Source organism: Streptomyces sp. NPDC050418, assembly GCF_044458745.1.
Classification (GTDB): Bacteria; Actinomycetota; Actinomycetes; order Streptomycetales; family Streptomycetaceae; genus Streptomyces.
Map to the genome: position 1 here is coordinate 38,368 of NZ_JBITIG010000007.1, position 14,962 is coordinate 53,329.

The 14,962-nt window shown below is 71.8% G+C and carries 17 protein-coding genes; 4 read left to right on the forward strand and 13 right to left on the reverse strand.

Annotation, left to right across the window (positions count from 1 at the left end; all coding sequences use genetic code 11):
- Positions 1 to 179: 179 nt before the first annotated feature.
- A complete protein-coding gene (locus ACIBI4_RS17875; protein ID WP_399204865.1) occupies positions 180 to 776 on the forward strand; it encodes an SCO3374 family protein in 597 nt (198 codons plus the stop codon).
- Here ACIBI4_RS17875 and ACIBI4_RS17880 read toward each other — a convergent pair.
- The 13 genes from ACIBI4_RS17880 to ACIBI4_RS17940 all read right to left on the reverse strand — a co-directional run bounded on the left by ACIBI4_RS17880 (position 755) and on the right by ACIBI4_RS17940 (position 12,761).
- Complete coding sequence (locus ACIBI4_RS17880; protein ID WP_399204866.1) at positions 755 to 1,090, reverse strand: Lsr2 family protein; 336 nt, start codon at positions 1,088 to 1,090, stop codon at positions 755 to 757. The two genes, ACIBI4_RS17875 and ACIBI4_RS17880, sit on opposite strands and share 22 nt — an antisense overlap.
- A 229-nt stretch (positions 1,091 to 1,319) precedes the next feature.
- Positions 1,320 to 1,835 (reverse strand): amino-acid N-acetyltransferase, encoded by a 516-nt coding sequence (locus ACIBI4_RS17885; protein ID WP_399204867.1) that lies wholly within the window; start codon positions 1,833 to 1,835, stop codon positions 1,320 to 1,322.
- A gap of 9 nt (positions 1,836 to 1,844) precedes the next feature.
- Positions 1,845 to 2,231: a BlaI/MecI/CopY family transcriptional regulator gene (locus tag ACIBI4_RS17890; protein ID WP_399205282.1), complete on the reverse strand. Its 387-nt coding sequence runs from the start codon at positions 2,229 to 2,231 to the stop codon at positions 1,845 to 1,847.
- Between the two features lie 93 nt (positions 2,232 to 2,324).
- Positions 2,325 to 2,525, reverse strand: coding sequence for a hypothetical protein (locus ACIBI4_RS17895; RefSeq protein ID WP_399204868.1), 201 nt, complete (start codon positions 2,523 to 2,525; stop codon positions 2,325 to 2,327).
- A gap of 13 nt (positions 2,526 to 2,538) precedes the next feature.
- Positions 2,539 to 3,144, reverse strand: a complete 606-nt coding sequence (locus ACIBI4_RS17900; RefSeq protein ID WP_399204869.1) for a hypothetical protein — start codon at positions 3,142 to 3,144, stop codon at positions 2,539 to 2,541.
- A 43-nt stretch (positions 3,145 to 3,187) separates the two neighbouring features.
- Positions 3,188 to 4,774 (reverse strand): hypothetical protein, encoded by a 1,587-nt coding sequence (locus tag ACIBI4_RS17905; protein WP_399204870.1) that lies wholly within the window; start codon positions 4,772 to 4,774, stop codon positions 3,188 to 3,190.
- 95 nt (positions 4,775 to 4,869) lie between these two features.
- Positions 4,870 to 5,667, reverse strand: coding sequence for a type III pantothenate kinase (locus ACIBI4_RS17910; RefSeq protein WP_399204871.1), 798 nt, complete (start codon positions 5,665 to 5,667; stop codon positions 4,870 to 4,872).
- A 3-nt stretch (positions 5,668 to 5,670) separates the two neighbouring features.
- Positions 5,671 to 6,648: a carboxylating nicotinate-nucleotide diphosphorylase gene (nadC, locus tag ACIBI4_RS17915; RefSeq protein ID WP_399204872.1), complete on the reverse strand. Its 978-nt coding sequence runs from the start codon at positions 6,646 to 6,648 to the stop codon at positions 5,671 to 5,673.
- Positions 6,645 to 8,363: an L-aspartate oxidase gene (locus tag ACIBI4_RS17920; protein WP_399204873.1), complete on the reverse strand. Its 1,719-nt coding sequence runs from the start codon at positions 8,361 to 8,363 to the stop codon at positions 6,645 to 6,647. Before ACIBI4_RS17920 ends, nadC begins: the two co-directional genes overlap by 4 nt.
- Entirely contained in the window at positions 8,360 to 9,349 is a 990-nt protein-coding gene (gene panC / locus ACIBI4_RS17925; protein WP_399204874.1) for a pantoate--beta-alanine ligase, read from the reverse strand. Before panC ends, ACIBI4_RS17920 begins: the two co-directional genes overlap by 4 nt.
- Complete coding sequence (locus ACIBI4_RS17930; protein WP_399204875.1) at positions 9,346 to 10,299, reverse strand: Rossmann-like and DUF2520 domain-containing protein; 954 nt, start codon at positions 10,297 to 10,299, stop codon at positions 9,346 to 9,348. Before ACIBI4_RS17930 ends, panC begins: the two co-directional genes overlap by 4 nt.
- A 112-nt stretch (positions 10,300 to 10,411) precedes the next feature.
- Positions 10,412 to 11,584 carry a threonine aldolase family protein gene (locus ACIBI4_RS17935; RefSeq protein ID WP_399204876.1) on the reverse strand — a complete coding sequence of 391 codons (1,173 nt, stop codon included), beginning with the start codon at positions 11,582 to 11,584 and terminating at the stop codon, positions 10,412 to 10,414.
- A 52-nt stretch (positions 11,585 to 11,636) separates the two neighbouring features.
- Positions 11,637 to 12,761 carry a DUF5937 family protein gene (locus tag ACIBI4_RS17940; protein ID WP_399204877.1) on the reverse strand — a complete coding sequence of 375 codons (1,125 nt, stop codon included), beginning with the start codon at positions 12,759 to 12,761 and terminating at the stop codon, positions 11,637 to 11,639.
- A 201-nt stretch (positions 12,762 to 12,962) separates the two neighbouring features.
- On the opposite strand from ACIBI4_RS17940, the gene ACIBI4_RS17945 reads away from it, so the two are divergent.
- The 3 genes from ACIBI4_RS17945 to ACIBI4_RS17955 are packed head-to-tail and all read left to right on the forward strand — an operon-like array spanning position 12,963 to position 14,885.
- Positions 12,963 to 13,706 (forward strand): type II CAAX prenyl endopeptidase Rce1 family protein, encoded by a 744-nt coding sequence (locus tag ACIBI4_RS17945; protein WP_399204878.1) that lies wholly within the window; start codon positions 12,963 to 12,965, stop codon positions 13,704 to 13,706.
- Between the two features lie 34 nt (positions 13,707 to 13,740).
- Positions 13,741 to 14,088 carry a PadR family transcriptional regulator gene (locus ACIBI4_RS17950; protein ID WP_399204879.1) on the forward strand — a complete coding sequence of 116 codons (348 nt, stop codon included), beginning with the start codon at positions 13,741 to 13,743 and terminating at the stop codon, positions 14,086 to 14,088.
- Entirely contained in the window at positions 14,085 to 14,885 is an 801-nt protein-coding gene (locus ACIBI4_RS17955) for a hypothetical protein (protein ID WP_399204880.1), read from the forward strand. The genes ACIBI4_RS17950 and ACIBI4_RS17955 overlap by 4 nt, the downstream gene beginning before the upstream one ends.
- Positions 14,886 to 14,962 lie beyond the last annotated feature (77 nt).

Genomic DNA, 14,962 nt, shown 5'->3' on the forward strand with positions numbered 1-14,962 from the left:
CACTAGGGATGTCTTACCCGCAGGCACTGACACTCCATGCGGCGCACCCCGGTTCCCTCCGCTACGGGCGAACACCCTTGCGCCCCCGCCAGGGCCTTGACGACCGCGGCCCGGGAACCGTCCGTACACGACACAGAACGCTGCGTAACCCTGGATGGTTCCCGGGAGTTGCTCCTGGCATGGTCCCCTCCGCCACAGACGCACTCCGCGTCCCGCTCCCCCGCCGCCCCCTCACGGGCGACCGCGTGCAGCGGTGGTACGAGGAGGAGCTGGGCTGGGCGGTCGCGCCCGGTGCGCCGGTGCGGCTGCGCACGGGACTGCGGTTCGACGTACTGGAGATGCCGGCCGCCGCGGGTCACGCGGTGTGCGCGCGGATCGGCGCGCGGGGGACGGGCCCGGTGGCGCTGCACGGGGCCACGATGCGGTTCCTGGTCGCGGCGGGAAGCGCCGACGAGCTGCCGGGGCTGCTCGACTGGCTCGAATGGGGTTCGCTCGCCCTCGACCTGCGGGCCGTGGGCACGGGCGGACTGACCGCCGCCCCGCTACCGCCCGCGATGCCGCTGTCCGCGGTCCCGGACCCGCGGGGAGCCGCCGTCTGGCTGCGGCCCCCCGAGCCGGGGTGTGAGGTGGAGCCGGTCCTGCCGGCCCTCACCGCTCTCGGGGGCTCGCATGCGGCGTCGCCGGTTCCCGATCTCGTCCGCCTGGTGAGCGCGGCGGCCACGGAGTGCCACCGGGCCCGGCTGCTGAGCGCGGCTCAGCCGTTGGCCTTCTGGTAGGCCTCACGGATCTCCTGGGGAACGCGGCCGCGCGGCTTGACCTCGTAGCCGTTCTCCTTGGCCCACGCGCGGATCGCGGCGGTGTCCTCGCTGCCGACCGCGGCGGCGCGCGCCTTGCCGCGCGCACCCGAGGCCCGGCCACCGGTGCGGCGGCCGCCCTGGACGAACGGGGCGAGAGCGTCACGGAGCTTGTCCGCGTTGGCGGTGGTGAGGTCGATCTCGTACGTCTTGCCGTCCAGCGCGAACGTCACGGTCTCGTCGGCCTCGCCGCCGTCGAGGTCGTCGACAAGAAGGACCTGAACCTTCTGTGCCACCGGATTTCCTTTCATCGATAACTGCATTTGGAGTACTTGGAGTACGTCGGAAAGCAAACCGCTTTTGCCGGGAAAACACAAACCCCCGGGAGAACGCGAGAGCTCAAGAAGCCTTGAAACGTGCGCGTTTCGGACATAGCCACCGCATAGCGCCCCCATAGTCGCGGCTTCAAGTCCGGCCCCGGGAACACTGCTCACGAACAACACCCGAAAAACATCGGGCCGTTGATCACAGATGCAGAAGCATCCGGCTGTTGCCCAGGGTGTTCGGTTTCACTCGTTCGAGACCGAGGAACTCGGCGACGCCTTCGTCCGCCGACTGCAACAGCTCGCTGTACACATCACCGTCGACCGGAGTCTCGCCGATCTCCACGAAACCGTGCTTCGCGAAGAACTCGACTTCGAAGGTGAGACAGAAAACCCGGCGCACTCCGAGCCAGCGCGCGGTCTGCAGCAACTTCGCGAGGAGTTGGTGCCCCACTCCCGCGCCCCTGGCCTCGCCGTTCACCGCGAGTGTGCGCACTTCGGCGAGGTCTTCCCACATCACATGCAGGGCGCCGCACCCCACGACCTTCGCGTTGTCATCACGTTCCGCGACCCAGAACTCCTGGATGTCCTCATAAAGCGTCACCGTCGCTTTGTCGAGGAGGATGCCGTCGTGAACGTAGGAGTCGAGGAGCTCGCGGACTGCGGGAACATCGGCAGTGCGGGCGCGGCGGATGGTGACGGCTTTCAAGGCGGACATGTCCGGACGCTATCGCCCTTGACCGCCTTCTTCGGACGGGGGGTTGTCCGGGCCCTGCACGATGCGCACCGCATCGCTGAGCGCTTCCCGCTGCTCGGGCGACATCATCCCGAAGAACGCGACGAGTGCGGCCGCGGGGTTGTCGCTGCGCGACCAGTCCTCGTTCATCAGGGCGGCGGCGTACGCGGCACGCGTGGAGACGGCCTCATATCGATAGGCGCGGCCCTCGGCTTCCCGGCGGACCCAGCCCTTCTGATGGAGATTGTCCAGAACGGTCATCACCGTGGTGTACGCGATGGACCGCTCCTGCTGAAGGTCTTCGAGGACCTCTCGTACGGTCACCGGGCGGTTCCACTTCCACACCCGCGTCATGACCGCGTCTTCGAGTTCTCCCAGGGGGCGAGGCACAGCAGAACAATAGTGGGAAATGTCCGCTATGGCCTGTCTTTGGTGCGTCTTGGAGCGCCAAAAAGGCCTGAGCCTCGGAGCTCAGGCCTTCGGGGTCTCGGGAGTCTGCGCGGACGCCATGCCGGCCTGGCGGGCGGCCTCGGCGCGGGCGAGCGCCGCGTCCACGGCCGCGTCCTCCTTGGCCTTCTTGTCGCCGCCCTGGGTCTTCACGATCGTCACGATGAGCGCGATGAAGAAGGCGGCCATCACGACCGGGGGCACGAGCGCGGAGACGTAGTCCATGCCTCCAGAGTAGTCAGCCCGCGGCGCGCTTCTGCGGCGGGTCGGCCGGGGCGGGTGCCGGGTGGCGCTTGGGCGGGAAGACCTCGGCCGGGGTCGGCACGGGGCGCGCGGGCGCGGGGCGCTGCGGCTGCGGACGGTCGGGCCGCGGCTCGTCGGCCGCGCGGCCGCCGGGCAGGGCGAGCAGCCGGGTGCGCGAGAGCGGGACGCCGCGGCCGGAGAGCTTGGCCCGTACGGCGGCTTCGGCGAGGGTGCGGCAGCGGTCGAGGAGGGCCGCGGCGACCGGGTTGCCGCGCAGCGCGCGCAGGGCCGCGAGGTCGTCCGGGTCCGGCCGGTAGCCGGCGGCCAGGGCGTCCGCGAGGAGTTCGAGGTAGCCGGAGGCGGAGCCGGGGAGCGCCTGGCGGTAGCGGCCCAGGTCGGCAAGGAGGAACGCGCGCAGCCGTTCGCTCTCGCGTACCGCTTCGTCGAGGCTGTCCGCGAGGCGCAGACAGTCCTGCAGCAGGGCCTCGTCGGGGGCGCCGGCGTGGTCGGTCTTCAGGGCGATGGCGAGGGCGCCTCGGAGCACACGCAGCTCGTCTGCGCTGAACGCCATGCCGCCGCGGGATCCGTATGGCGTGGGCATGGGCTGACGATACGCACTAATCGGACAAAAAAGGTTTAAGGGTTCATTGGTGGGCGCGGCGCCGGGCCCGTACGCGGCGGATCAGGAAGCCCGAGCCGCCCGCCGCGAGGAGTACCGCCGCGACCGCGACCGCCGGGCCCGTCTTCCCCGTCCGCTCCGCCTCGGTGCCGGCCGCGGCGGGGACGGGCACGGCGCTCGGGCTCGCGGTGGTCGTCGGCAGCGGGGTCGGGGCCGCTTGCGTCGGCTCGACCAGGGGGCCACCGGTGGCGCGTACCTCGATGGGGGCCGTGTTGTCGGCGGGCTTGACGTCGTTCGCCGGGCGCTCGGGGCTGTGCACCACCTGGAGCAGGCCCTTCGCGTCCCGTACGCGGCGGTCGATCCGGAATTCGAGGCTGGTCTGCCAGCTGTCACCGGGATCCAGTGCGCGGTCGGGGTTGCAGATCACCTCGCCCGGTGCGTTGACGACGCACTCCCACTCCCACTCCAGCTCGTTGTCCGGGTCCGGCGGCGGAGTGGGCTCGATGACGCTCAGGCCCTCGGGTACGGCGATACGCAGCGCGGTACGGGTCATGCGCCCCGGGCCCGCGTTGTGCACGCGGAACTCGGCGGTCGCCGTGGAGCCCGTCGTGCCCACGACGGGGTCCGCGCTCACCTGGAGGTCCGAGGTCTGGGTGGTACGGACGGTGACCTTTCCCAAGTTGAAGCGGTCGGTGAATGTCTGCGCGGGTGCCTCGATGCGGCGCACCTTCAGCTCCGGGCCCGAGCCCGTCCGCCATTGCTGGAGTCCGGGGTCGCCGTTCATCCCGTTCACTTCTTCGCCCACGAGGCCAGGGAGGTAGGGCTTGTAGGTGAACTCGCTGGTCATGACGTGCTCGGGGACGTCCACGGTGACCGGGTCGGCGAATTCGTAGGCCGTACCGGGCTCGAGTTCCTGGTCGAACCAGCAGTTCATCGCGTGGCCGGAGGTACGGCAGTTGCGGTACTGCGCGGGAAAGCTGAAGTGGGTGGCGCCGGCGAATGTCACGCCGAATCCGCGGGCCGTGGACCTGCCCGCGTTGAAGAGCCGGGGCTTGAAGCGGTGCGGGGCGCCGGGCTTCAGGCCGTCGTGGAGCGGCTCGATCCGCGGCCGCAGGTCGGGGCCCTCGATCGACAGCTCGGACGTGTAGGTCACGTCCTTCGCGCCCGGCGCGCTGAAGGTGTAGCGGATCTCGCCGTGGCTGCCGCGCTTCACGCCGTGCACGGCCTCGATGTAGACGGCGTCCACGACATTGCGCTTGCCGGCCGTGAGCGTGCCCAGGTCGCAGGTGAGCGTGAGGGTGTCGCCGAAGGCGTGGTCGCCGCAGGCGCGGCGGGTGCGCAGCTGGACGATGCCGTCCAGGTCGCTCGCGTCGACCTCCAGGGTCACCCCGGCCTGACTCGCGCGGCCCTCGGCGGGCTGCGGGTCGAGCCAGATCCGGGTGCCGCCGGTGGGGCTCACACCGCGCTTGAGGAGATACGCGTTCTCCGGGACCGTCAACTCGGCCGCGGGCGCTGTCTCCTGGGGCGGGCCCGCGAAGGCGGGCGCCGGGGCGAGCAGGGACGTCCCGGCCAGCAGGGCGAGAACGGCACCCGCCCGCCGTACGAGAGGCATGCCCGGTCCAGGACGCCGGCCGCGTATGAGACGCATGACGCGTATGGGACTCGTGTGACTCACTCGCCGCTCCCCCAGCGCACCCCGGCGCACCGTCAGCCGCGCGCCACGTTCCGCTCGTAGACGAGCCGCAGGCCGATCAGGGTCAGCCAGGGCTCGTGCTCGTCGATCACCGTGGAGTCGGCGAGCACCAGCGGGGCGAGGCCGCCGGTGGCGATCACCGTGACGTCGTCGGGGTCCTCGGCCAGCTCCTTGGCCATCCGGTTGACCAGGCCGTCGACCTGGCCCGCGAAACCGTACAGGATGCCCGACTGCATGGCCTCGACGGTGTTCTTGCCGATGACATTGCGCGGGCGGTTGAGCTCGATCTTGCGGAGCTGGGCGGCCTTCACGCCGAGCGCCTCGACCGAGATCTCGATGCCGGGCGAGATCACACCGCCCACGTACTCGCCCCGGGCGCTGACCGCGTCGAACGTGGTCGCCGTGCCGAAGTCGACGACGATCGCCGGGCCGCCGTACAGCTCGTTGGCCGCGACCGCGTTGATGATGCGGTCGGCGCCGACCTCCTTCGGGTTGTCGAAGAGGATCGGGACGCCGGTCTTCACGCCCGGCTCGACGAGGACGGCCGGTACGTCGCCGTAATGGCGGCGGGTGACCTCGCGCAGCTCGTGCAGGACCGACGGGACCGTGGAGCAGATCGCGATGCCGTCGATGCCGTCGCCGAGCTCCTCGCCGAGCAGCGGGTGCATGCCCATCAGGCCGTTGAGCAGGACCGCGAGTTCATCGGCGGTGCGGCGGGCGTCCGTGGAGATGCGCCAGTGCTCGACGATCTCGTCGCCGTCGAACAGGCCGAGGACCGTGTGCGTGTTGCCTACGTCGATCGTCAGGAGCATTCCTTACACCGCCTCGCGCAGGTCGAGGCCGATGTCGAGGATCGGCGAGGAGTGGGTGAGGCCGCCGACGGCGAGGAAGTCGACGCCGGTCTCCGCGTACGCGCGGGCGTTGTCGAGCGCGAGGCGGCCGGAGGACTCCAGGAGCGCGCGGCCCTTGGTGAGGGCGACGGCCTCGATGGTCTCGGACGGCGTGAAGTTGTCCAGGAGGATCAGGTCGGCGCCCGCGTCGAGGACCTCGCGCAGCTGGTGCAGCGTGTCGACCTCGACCTCGACGGGCAGCTCGGGGAACTGGGTGCGGACGGCCTTGAAGGCCTGCGCGACGCCGCCGGCCGCGACCACGTGGTTGTCCTTGACCAGCGCCGCGTCCGACAGGGACATGCGGTGGTTGGCGCCGCCGCCGCAGCGCACCGCGTACTTCTCCAGGGCGCGCAGGCCGGGGGTGGTCTTGCGGGTGTCGCGGACCTGCGCCTTCGTACCCTCCAAGGCATCCGCCCACTTGCGTGTGGCGGTCGCGATGCCGGAGAGGCGGCACAGCAGGTTGAGCGCGCTGCGCTCGCCCGTGAGCAGGTCGCGGGTGCGCGTGGTGACGCTCAGGAGCTTCTGGCCGGGCTCGACGCGCGCGCCGTCCTCGACGTGCCGCTCGACCTCGAAGGCCTCCTCGCACACGATCGACAGGACGGCCTCGGCGACCCGAAGACCCGCCACGACACCGGCCTCGCGGGCCGTGAAGTCACCGGTGGCGACGGCGTCCTCGGGGATGGTGGCGACGGACGTGACGTCCACGCCGCCGTCGAGGTCCTCCGAGAGAGCCATGTGCGCGATGTCCTCGACGAGGACGGGGTCGAGGCCCGCCTCGGCGAGCAGCTCGGCGAGCGCGGGGTCGAGCCCGCACTCCAGGGCCGCCTCGTCACCGCAGGCGCAGCCGTCGCCGCAGCCGCCGTTCGCGTCGGAGTCGGCAAGGGGAAGGTCGGTGCTGCTCACTGCTGCTCCTGGGTCGTCGGCGCGGGCTCGGTCGTCGGGGGGAAGAGGGCGGACTCGGTGGTGTGCACGGCGAGGGTGCGGTCCGGATTGAGGCGTACGACGATGTGGCGGCGCCAGGTGGCGTCGTCGCGGTCGGCGTGGTCCTCGCGCCAGTGGCAGCCGCGGGTCTCCGCGCGGCGCAGGGCGGCGGTGACCAGGATGCGGGCCACGCACAGGAGGTTGGTGGACTCCCAGGTGTCCACGCCCGGTTCGGCCGTCTTGCCGTGCTCGGCGAGCGCGCCGCGGGCCGCGGCGTGGATCGCCTCGATCTCCTGTGCCGCCTTCGCCAGCGATTCGGCGCTGCGCAGGACGCCGGCGCCCTCGGTCATGATCCGCTGGATCGCGAGCCGGGCCTCGGCGGGCAGCAGTGGGTGCGGGGGGACCTCGGGGTGCGGTACGGGGGCGGGGGCGGCGGCCGCGGGCAGGCCGGAGGTGATGTCCTCGGCGATGCGCTCGGCGTAGACAAGGCCTTCGAGCAGGGAGTTGGAGGCCAGGCGGTTCGCGCCGTGCACACCGGTGCAGGCGACCTCACCGCACGCGTAGAGCCCGGGGACGGTCGTACGGCCGTGGCGGTCGGTGCGGATGCCGCCCGACGCGTAGTGCGCGGCCGGGGCGACCGGGATGGGCTCGGTGACCGGGTCGATGCCGTGGGCGCGGCAGGCGGCGAGGATCGTGGGGAAGCGGTGTTCCCACATCTCGGCGCCGAAGTGCCGCGCGTCCAGGTACATGTGCGAGGTGCCCTGCTCCAGCATGCGGCGCGTGATGCCCTTGGCGACGATGTCGCGCGGGGCGAGCTCGGCCAGTTCGTGCTGTCCGACCATGAAGCGCACCCCGTCGGCGTCGACGAGATGGGCGCCCTCACCGCGTACCGCCTCGGAGACGAGCGGCTGCTGGCCCTCCGCGTCCGTGCCCAGGAAGAGCACGGTGGGGTGGAACTGCACGAACTCGATGTCGCTGATCTCCGCACCGGCGCGGAGCGCGAGGGCCACGCCGTCGCCGGTGGAGACCGACGGGTTGGTGGTCGCGGAGAAGACCTGGCCCATGCCGCCGGTCGCGAGCACGACGGCCCGCGCGTGCACCGCGCCGACGCCGTCGTGCTGGCCCTCGCCCATGACGTGCAGCGAGACCCCGGCCGTACGGCCTTCGGCGTCCGTGAGCAGATCGAGGACGAGCGCGTTCTCGACCGTGCGGATCCCGGCCTCGCGTACCGCCTCGTTGAGCGCGCGGGAGATCTCGGCTCCGGTCGCGTCGCCCCCGGCGTGCGCGATACGGCGGCGGTGGTGGCCGCCCTCGCGGGTCAGCTCGATCGTGCCGCCCGCGTCGGTGTCGAAGCGGGCGCCGGTGGCGATCAATCGCCGTACGGCGTCCGGGCCTTCGGTGACCAGGAGCCGTACCGCGTCCTCGTCGCACAGGCCCGCGCCCGCGACCAGGGTGTCGTCGAGGTGCTGCTCGGGGGTGTCGCCCTCACCGAGCGCGGCGGCGATCCCGCCCTGCGCCCAGCGCGTGGAGCCGTCGTCGAGGCGGGCCTTGGTGACGACGACGGTGGACAGGCCCGCGGACGCGCAGCGCAGCGCGGCGGTCAGTCCCGCGACGCCGGAGCCGACCACGACGACATCGGCGTCGATGGACCAGCCGGGGGCGGGGGCATGCAGACGTATGCCGGTTGCCGTGGTCATACGGGGGCTCCGAAGGTGAGCGGAATGTTGTCGATCAGGCGGGTGGTGCCGACCTTCGCGGCGACCGCGAGGACCGCCTCGCCGGTGAAGGTGTCGTCGATCTCGGTGAAGTCGGCCGGGTCGACCAGCGCCAAGTAGTCGAGGAGCAGCGGGGGCCGGGCCCGGCCCGCGTCGTCGAGGACGGAACGCGCGGCGGCGCGGACCGCCGTGGGGCCGCCGGTGTGCGCCTGCGCCACCGCGTGCGCGTCGGCGGCCGCGCGGGCCTCGCCGAGCGCGCCGAGCGCCTGCGCGCGGGCCTTCGTGGCGGGGGCGGCCTGGGCGCGGGCGTGCAGCGCGGTCTGTGCGGCGAGGCGCTCGCGGCCCGCGAAGAGCGCGGTGGAGAGCGAGAGCGCGGTGCGGCGCTCGGCCTCGGAGAGGTAGCGGTTGCGGGAGGACAGGGCGAGCCCGTCCGCCTCGCGTACGGTCGGCACGCCGACGACCTCGACCGGGAAGTTCAGATCGCGCACCATGCGCTGGATCAGGGCCAGTTGCTGCGCGTCCTTCTGCCCGTACAACGCGATGTCGGGCGCGGTGAGATGCAGCAGCTTCGCGACAACCGTCAGCATCCCGTCGAAGTGACCGGGCCGGGTGGCGCCTTCGAGCCGGCTGCCCATGGGCCCCGCCGAAAGCCGGACCTGAGGCTCACCGCCCGGATAGACCTCATCGGCATACGGAGCGAACACGGCATCCGCACCGGCCTCTTCCGCAATCGCCAGATCCGCGTCAAGCGTGCGCGGATACCGGTCGAGATCCTCGTTCGCCCCGAACTGCAGCGGGTTGACGAAGACGGTGACGAGCACCTGCCCCTCGCTCCCGGCCAGCTCGCGCGCGCGGCGGATCAGGGTGGCGTGGCCCTCGTGCAGGGCGCCCATGGTCATCACGACGGCACGCTGCCCGTCGTACGGAAGCTTGCGCAGCTCTTCGGCGGTGCGCAGCAGGACGGTCATCGCTCTCCCCCGGCCGGTCCGCCGGCGGCGCCCGCCCCGTTGGCCAGGACGCCGAGCAGATCCTCGGCGAGCTCGGGCTTGAGCAGACCGTGCGCGAGCGCCCGGTCCGCCGTGGCCCGCGCCATCGCGAGATATCCGGCCACCGTCTGGGGCGCGTGCTTGCGCAGCTCCGCGACATGCGCGGCGACCGTGCCCGCGTCACCGCGCGCGACCGGCCCCGTCAGCGCCGCGTCACCCGACCGCAGCGCATTGTCGAGTGCGGCGCCGAGCAGCGGTCCGAGCATCCGGTCCGGGGCCGCGACGCCGGCCTGGCGCAGCAGCTCCATCGCCTCGGCGACCAGCGTGACCAGGTGATTCGCACCGAGCGCGAGTGCCGCGTGATACAGCGGACGCGCCGCTTCCTCGATCCACTCGGGCTCGCCGCCCATCTCGATGACGAGCGCCTCGGCCGCGAGCCGCAGCTCCTCGGGCGCCGTGACACCGAACGAACAGCCCGCCAGGCGCTGCACATCCACGGCGGTCCCCGTGAACGTCATCGCGGGATGCAGCGCGAGCGGCAGCGCGCCGGCCCGCAGCGCGGGAGCCAGGACCTCCACCCCGTACCGCCCGGACGTGTGCACGATCAGCTGCCCCGGCCGGACCGCCCCCGTCTCCGCCAGCCCTTCGACGAGCTTCGGCAGCGCGTCGTCAGGGACGGTGAGCAGCACGAGGTCGGCGCGCGCGAGGACCTCGGCGGGCGTGACCAGCGGTACGTCCGGCAGCATCTCCTGCGCACGCCGCACCGACGCCTCGCTGACACCGGAGACGGCGACCGGCCGGTGCCCGGCGAGCTGCAGGGACGCGGCGAGCGCCGGACCGACCCGGCCCGCGCCGACGACGCCGACGGTCAGGCGGGCGGGGCGCTCGCTGGGGTCCGCGGGGGCGGGCCCAGGGGGGTGGCTTGTGTTCACGGGGACGACGGCCTTCCGTTCCAGTCCGCTCGGGGTACCGGACGCTATTTCTCGTCATGTTAACGCGAGGGGGTCCTACGGGCTCCGCCTGTCCACAGCCCGCGGCTCCGCCTCAGCGCCCTGCGGACAGGCGATTCACGAAGTCCAGCGCCGCGGCCCGCACCTCCTCCTCGGACCACTCGAGCCCCGGCCCCGACACCGTCACCTCGGTGACGGACGTGCCCGGTATCTCCCCGGCGAACCAACGGCGGAACAGGGCCACCCCCGTCTGCTCGGCCTGCAGAACCGAGGCCTCATCGAGCACCGAGGCCTCGTAGGGCAGCCAGACCTGGAACTGATGGGTGTGCGGGGTCTCGGGATGAACGCGGAAGAACGGCAGGGAGGCGGCACCGAAGCCCTCCCGCAGAGCCTTCGCAACACGTCGGGCGTGAGCCACATAGGAGGGAAGACGCGGCAGCTCCTGATCGAGCCCGATCAACGCCGAGAGAACGGTGGGGTGCTGCTGGAAGATCTGCCCGCCATACCGGTGCCGCCACGCCTTCGCCTCGGAGACGAAGCTGCCCGGCCCCGCCAGCGCCGCACCCCCGAATCCCTCCAGGGACTTGTAGAACGAGACATAAACACTGTCGGCGAGCGCGGCGATCTCGCTCAGCGGACGGCCGAAATGCGGAGTGCACTCCCACAGGCGGGCCCCGTCGAAATGAACCACCGCGTCCTTCTCCCGCGCGGCCGCCACCACATCCACAAGCTCCTGCCACGACGGCAGAACGAAACCGGCTTCCCGAAGCGGCAGTTCGAGCATCAACGCCCCGAACGGCTCGTCGAAGTCCTGGATCTCCTCGGCCGTCGGAAGCCGCCGCTCAGTGGTCGGATGCACCGTTCGCAGCCCACTGACCACGGAAAACGCATCACGCTCATGCTGTTCGGGATGCGAAAGGGGATGCAGGGCCACGGTCCGGTTACCGGTGCGATCCGCCCAGACCCGTACGGCAATCTGCTGAGCCATCGTCCCGGTGGGAAAGAAGGCCGCGTCCTCCGCCCCCAGCTGAACCGCCACCCGGCGCTCCAGCTCCTCGACAATCGAGTCCCCGTAGACATCGGAATTCTGCGCCAGGTCATACACCTCGGGCGCCCGGCGCATCAGCCGATCCAGACTGTCCGCGAGCGTACGGTCCACAGCCGGACGCGCCAGGATGCGCTTGGCAGAACGCAGCGCGGCAAGCCGCCGATGGCGAGCGGCATCAGGCGCGGGCTCGGATGCGATGGACTGTTCGTGATCCTCCATCCACAGATCGTCTCGCACAACCATCCGGTCACGCACACCCTGTGGATAACCCTCAGCGCAACACACCCTCGATGAAGTCGCTCCCGAGCCGCGCCACCTTCGACAGATCAAGCTGATGCAGCACATACCGCCCACGCCGCCGAGCCGTGATAAGCCCCGCTTTCCGCAGCACCGCGAGATGCCGTGAAATCTCCGGCGCACTCATCCCATGCACATCCACCAGCTCACTCGTCGTGTAAGCCCCACGCGCAAGATTCCGGCACAGCCGCATCCGCACGGGATGCGACAACGCCTCCATCCGCCGCGTCAGCTCATCCACAGAGGCCGCCGACGACAACGCCTCCCCGGCCACGGGATAGTGGATCACCGGCGTCCACCCGTACCGATGCAGCACCAGCAGATGCGGCCGCCCCATCACGGTGGGCACCAACCGCAGCGCCCCGTCCGCAGGAAGCCGCACCCGCCCGACCACCAGCTTGTCGATGTCGATGGACCCCCCGTCCTCCGACAACGTCAGCGCCTTCGACGCCGACGACAACGCCTCCCCGAGCCCCTTGCGCCGCAGCAGATCCGTCTTGTGCCGCGCGTCCGCCGCGAGCTGATGCTGCACCCGCGCCCACACGTCCCCGAAGAACGCCTCCTCGCAGTCGAGCAGCAGCCGCCGCAGCCACGCCCGCACCGCAGGCGGATCGTCGAGCAGCCGGTTCGTGAACTGCACCTGCCGCACCCCGCGCGACGCCGCGAGATCGAGCACCCGCCGCCGCGCCTTCGGATCGTCGAGCACCGGGATCGCGGCCTTCTCGCCGTACGCGAGCGTGCAGGTGAACTCCAGGGCGGCCTCGACGAACTGCTCGTCGTCCAGCTTGTCCAGCTGGTCGAGTTCCTCGCCGAGCGTGCCGGCGGGCAGCGCCGCGGGGTCGGGCAGCCCCGCGAACGCCAGGAAGATGTCCGAGAACGTCGAGCGCCACAGGAAGTCCGCCTCGCACAGCATCTCCGCCAGGCACTGGTCGAGCCCCGCCATCACGGAGGTGGCCCAGCCCTGCAGCCCCGGGTGGTGCCCGGGCTCGGCCAGCGCGTGCAGGCTCATGCTCAGTTCGGCCAGCGGCGAGGGAACGATGGCGATCCGCTCGTGCAGCCTCTCCTGGGGCAGGGCGCTGATGTCGACGGTGAAGCTCATGCGCTCCAGTGTGCAGCCCATAACGGACAGCCCGGCCCTCGATTGACGAGAGGCGTCAATCGAGGGCCCGCGCACCGAGCCCGCCCGCCCGCCCGGAGCACCTGAGCGAACCGCTCTACATAGCCTCCGTACATAGGTTGCATCCCTAACTAGATAGCCGTACGGTCTAACTGAACCGACCGACACGACCAGGGGGCACCCATGACCATCTCCCCGGAGTTCGGCACCGCGGGTGCCGCTGTGACCGCCGCCGTCCTCGCATACCTCGCCGTCGCCGACCCGCTGATCGGCCGCCGGATGTACGCGGCCCTGCAGCGCCGCCGCCCCACCGACCCGCGCGCACTCACCCGCTACTACACGGTCGTGACCGCCGCCTGGTGGCTGCTCGCCGCCGTCGCCGCGGCCGGTTTCCTCCTGGCCGAGGACGTGAGCGCCGCGGACGTGGGCCTCACCGCCCCCGAAACCCCTTGGTACGCGGCCCTGTTGTGCGCCCTGCTGATCACCGGCGCCGTCGTCACCGGCCGTACGATGCGCCGGCTGCACGCCGAGGACCGGAACGTGCCCGGGATGAGCACCATCGAGGCGATGCTCCCGCGCACCGCGGCCGAGCGCCGGTACGCGACGGCCGCCGCGGTCACCGACGGGATCTGCGCGGAGTTCGTGTACCGCGGGCTGTTCATCGCCTTCGGCGTGGGCGTGCTCGGCCTGCACCTCTACCTCGCCGCGGCCCTCGCCCTCGTGGTCTACGCACTCGCGGGGCTCTACCAGGGCCGCCGCGGCGTCATCGCCTTCGCGCTCTTCGGCGCGATCGGCACGCTGTTCTACCTGACCACCGGCTCGCTCCTGGTGCCCGTGGTGTTCCATGTGGCGATGACCGTACGGGACCTGGCCTTCATCCCCGTACCTCCGCGCACCCAGCAGACGGACGCGGCCGCGGCGCTGTGAGCGGCGCGGCCACCCCGGCACGAAAGGCAGCCACGTGAGCGCGACCCCGGCGGACCGAAGAGCGAGCTGGTTCAAGGGAGTTCTGGATCTGCTCGTGCTCGCGAGCCTGACGGGCGGTGAGAGCTACGGGTACGAGATCGCCAAGTCCCTCGACGCGGCGGGCTTCGGGCGGATCAAGGGCGGCACGCTCTATCCCGTACTCAACCGCCTGGAGGAGGCCGCCCTGGTGGCGGCCGAGTTCCGCGCCGCCGAGAAGGGACCGGGCCGGCGCTACTACACGCTGACCGACGCGGGCCGTAAGACGCTGCAGGAGCAGGGGGCGCAGTGGCTGGCCTTCGACGCGTCGGTACGGAAGTTGCTGAACGAGGGGGGCGTCGCATGAGCGGCACGGACGCGGGCGCGGGCGCGGGCGGCGACGCGGGCCGGACGGCCTACCTGGCCGAACTGGCCGCCGCACTGCGCGAGACGGGCCTGCCCGACGAACGGATCGAGGCCACCCTCGCCGACCTCGGCACGCATCTGGAGCAGACCGGCGCGGACCCGGAGGAGGAGTTCGGACCGGCCGGGGAGTTCGCGGCCGCGCTCGCGCCGGACGACGGCGGGGCCGAGGCCGAGAGCCCCGTGGAGACCTGGCGCTGGGTGGCCGACACCTACGCCGACGAGCCGCTGCTCAACCGCTTCGGCGCGGACGGCTGGGAGGTCGAACGGATCGACGGGCTCGGCCGGTTCGTGAGCCGGCGCGACACCGAGCGGCCGCAGCGCTGGGAGTACCGGCGCGAGCTCGTCTCGGTGCTCGGGCGCGAGGGCCTGGACGAGCGGCTCGCGCCCGACGGCTGGGAGGCGTGCGGGAACTGGCTGGTGTACGCGTGGTTCAAGCGTCCGGTGGCGGCGAGCGAAGGACCCGAGGCGGAGCTGCCCGCTCCCCCGCCGCGCCCGGCGGCCGGGCGGCACACGTTCCTCACCCGCCGCTTCCTGACGACCCTCGCCGTCTCGGCCGTGGTGCTGGTCGCGGCGGGAGTCATCGCCGCCGTGGTGGAGGGGGACGCGGCATCGGGCCTCGGCTTCGCGGGCGGCCTGCTCGCCGGCGCCCTCCTGCCGCTCGCCGCCATCGCGGTGACGGCCGTCCTGGCCCGCCGCTCGGACCGCGCCCGCGAGCGATCGGACGCGGACGCGCTGTAGGGCGTACGGGATGCAGACGCGCGGGACCACGTACGGGATGCCGACGCGCAGGACCACGTACGGGCCGACGGACCACG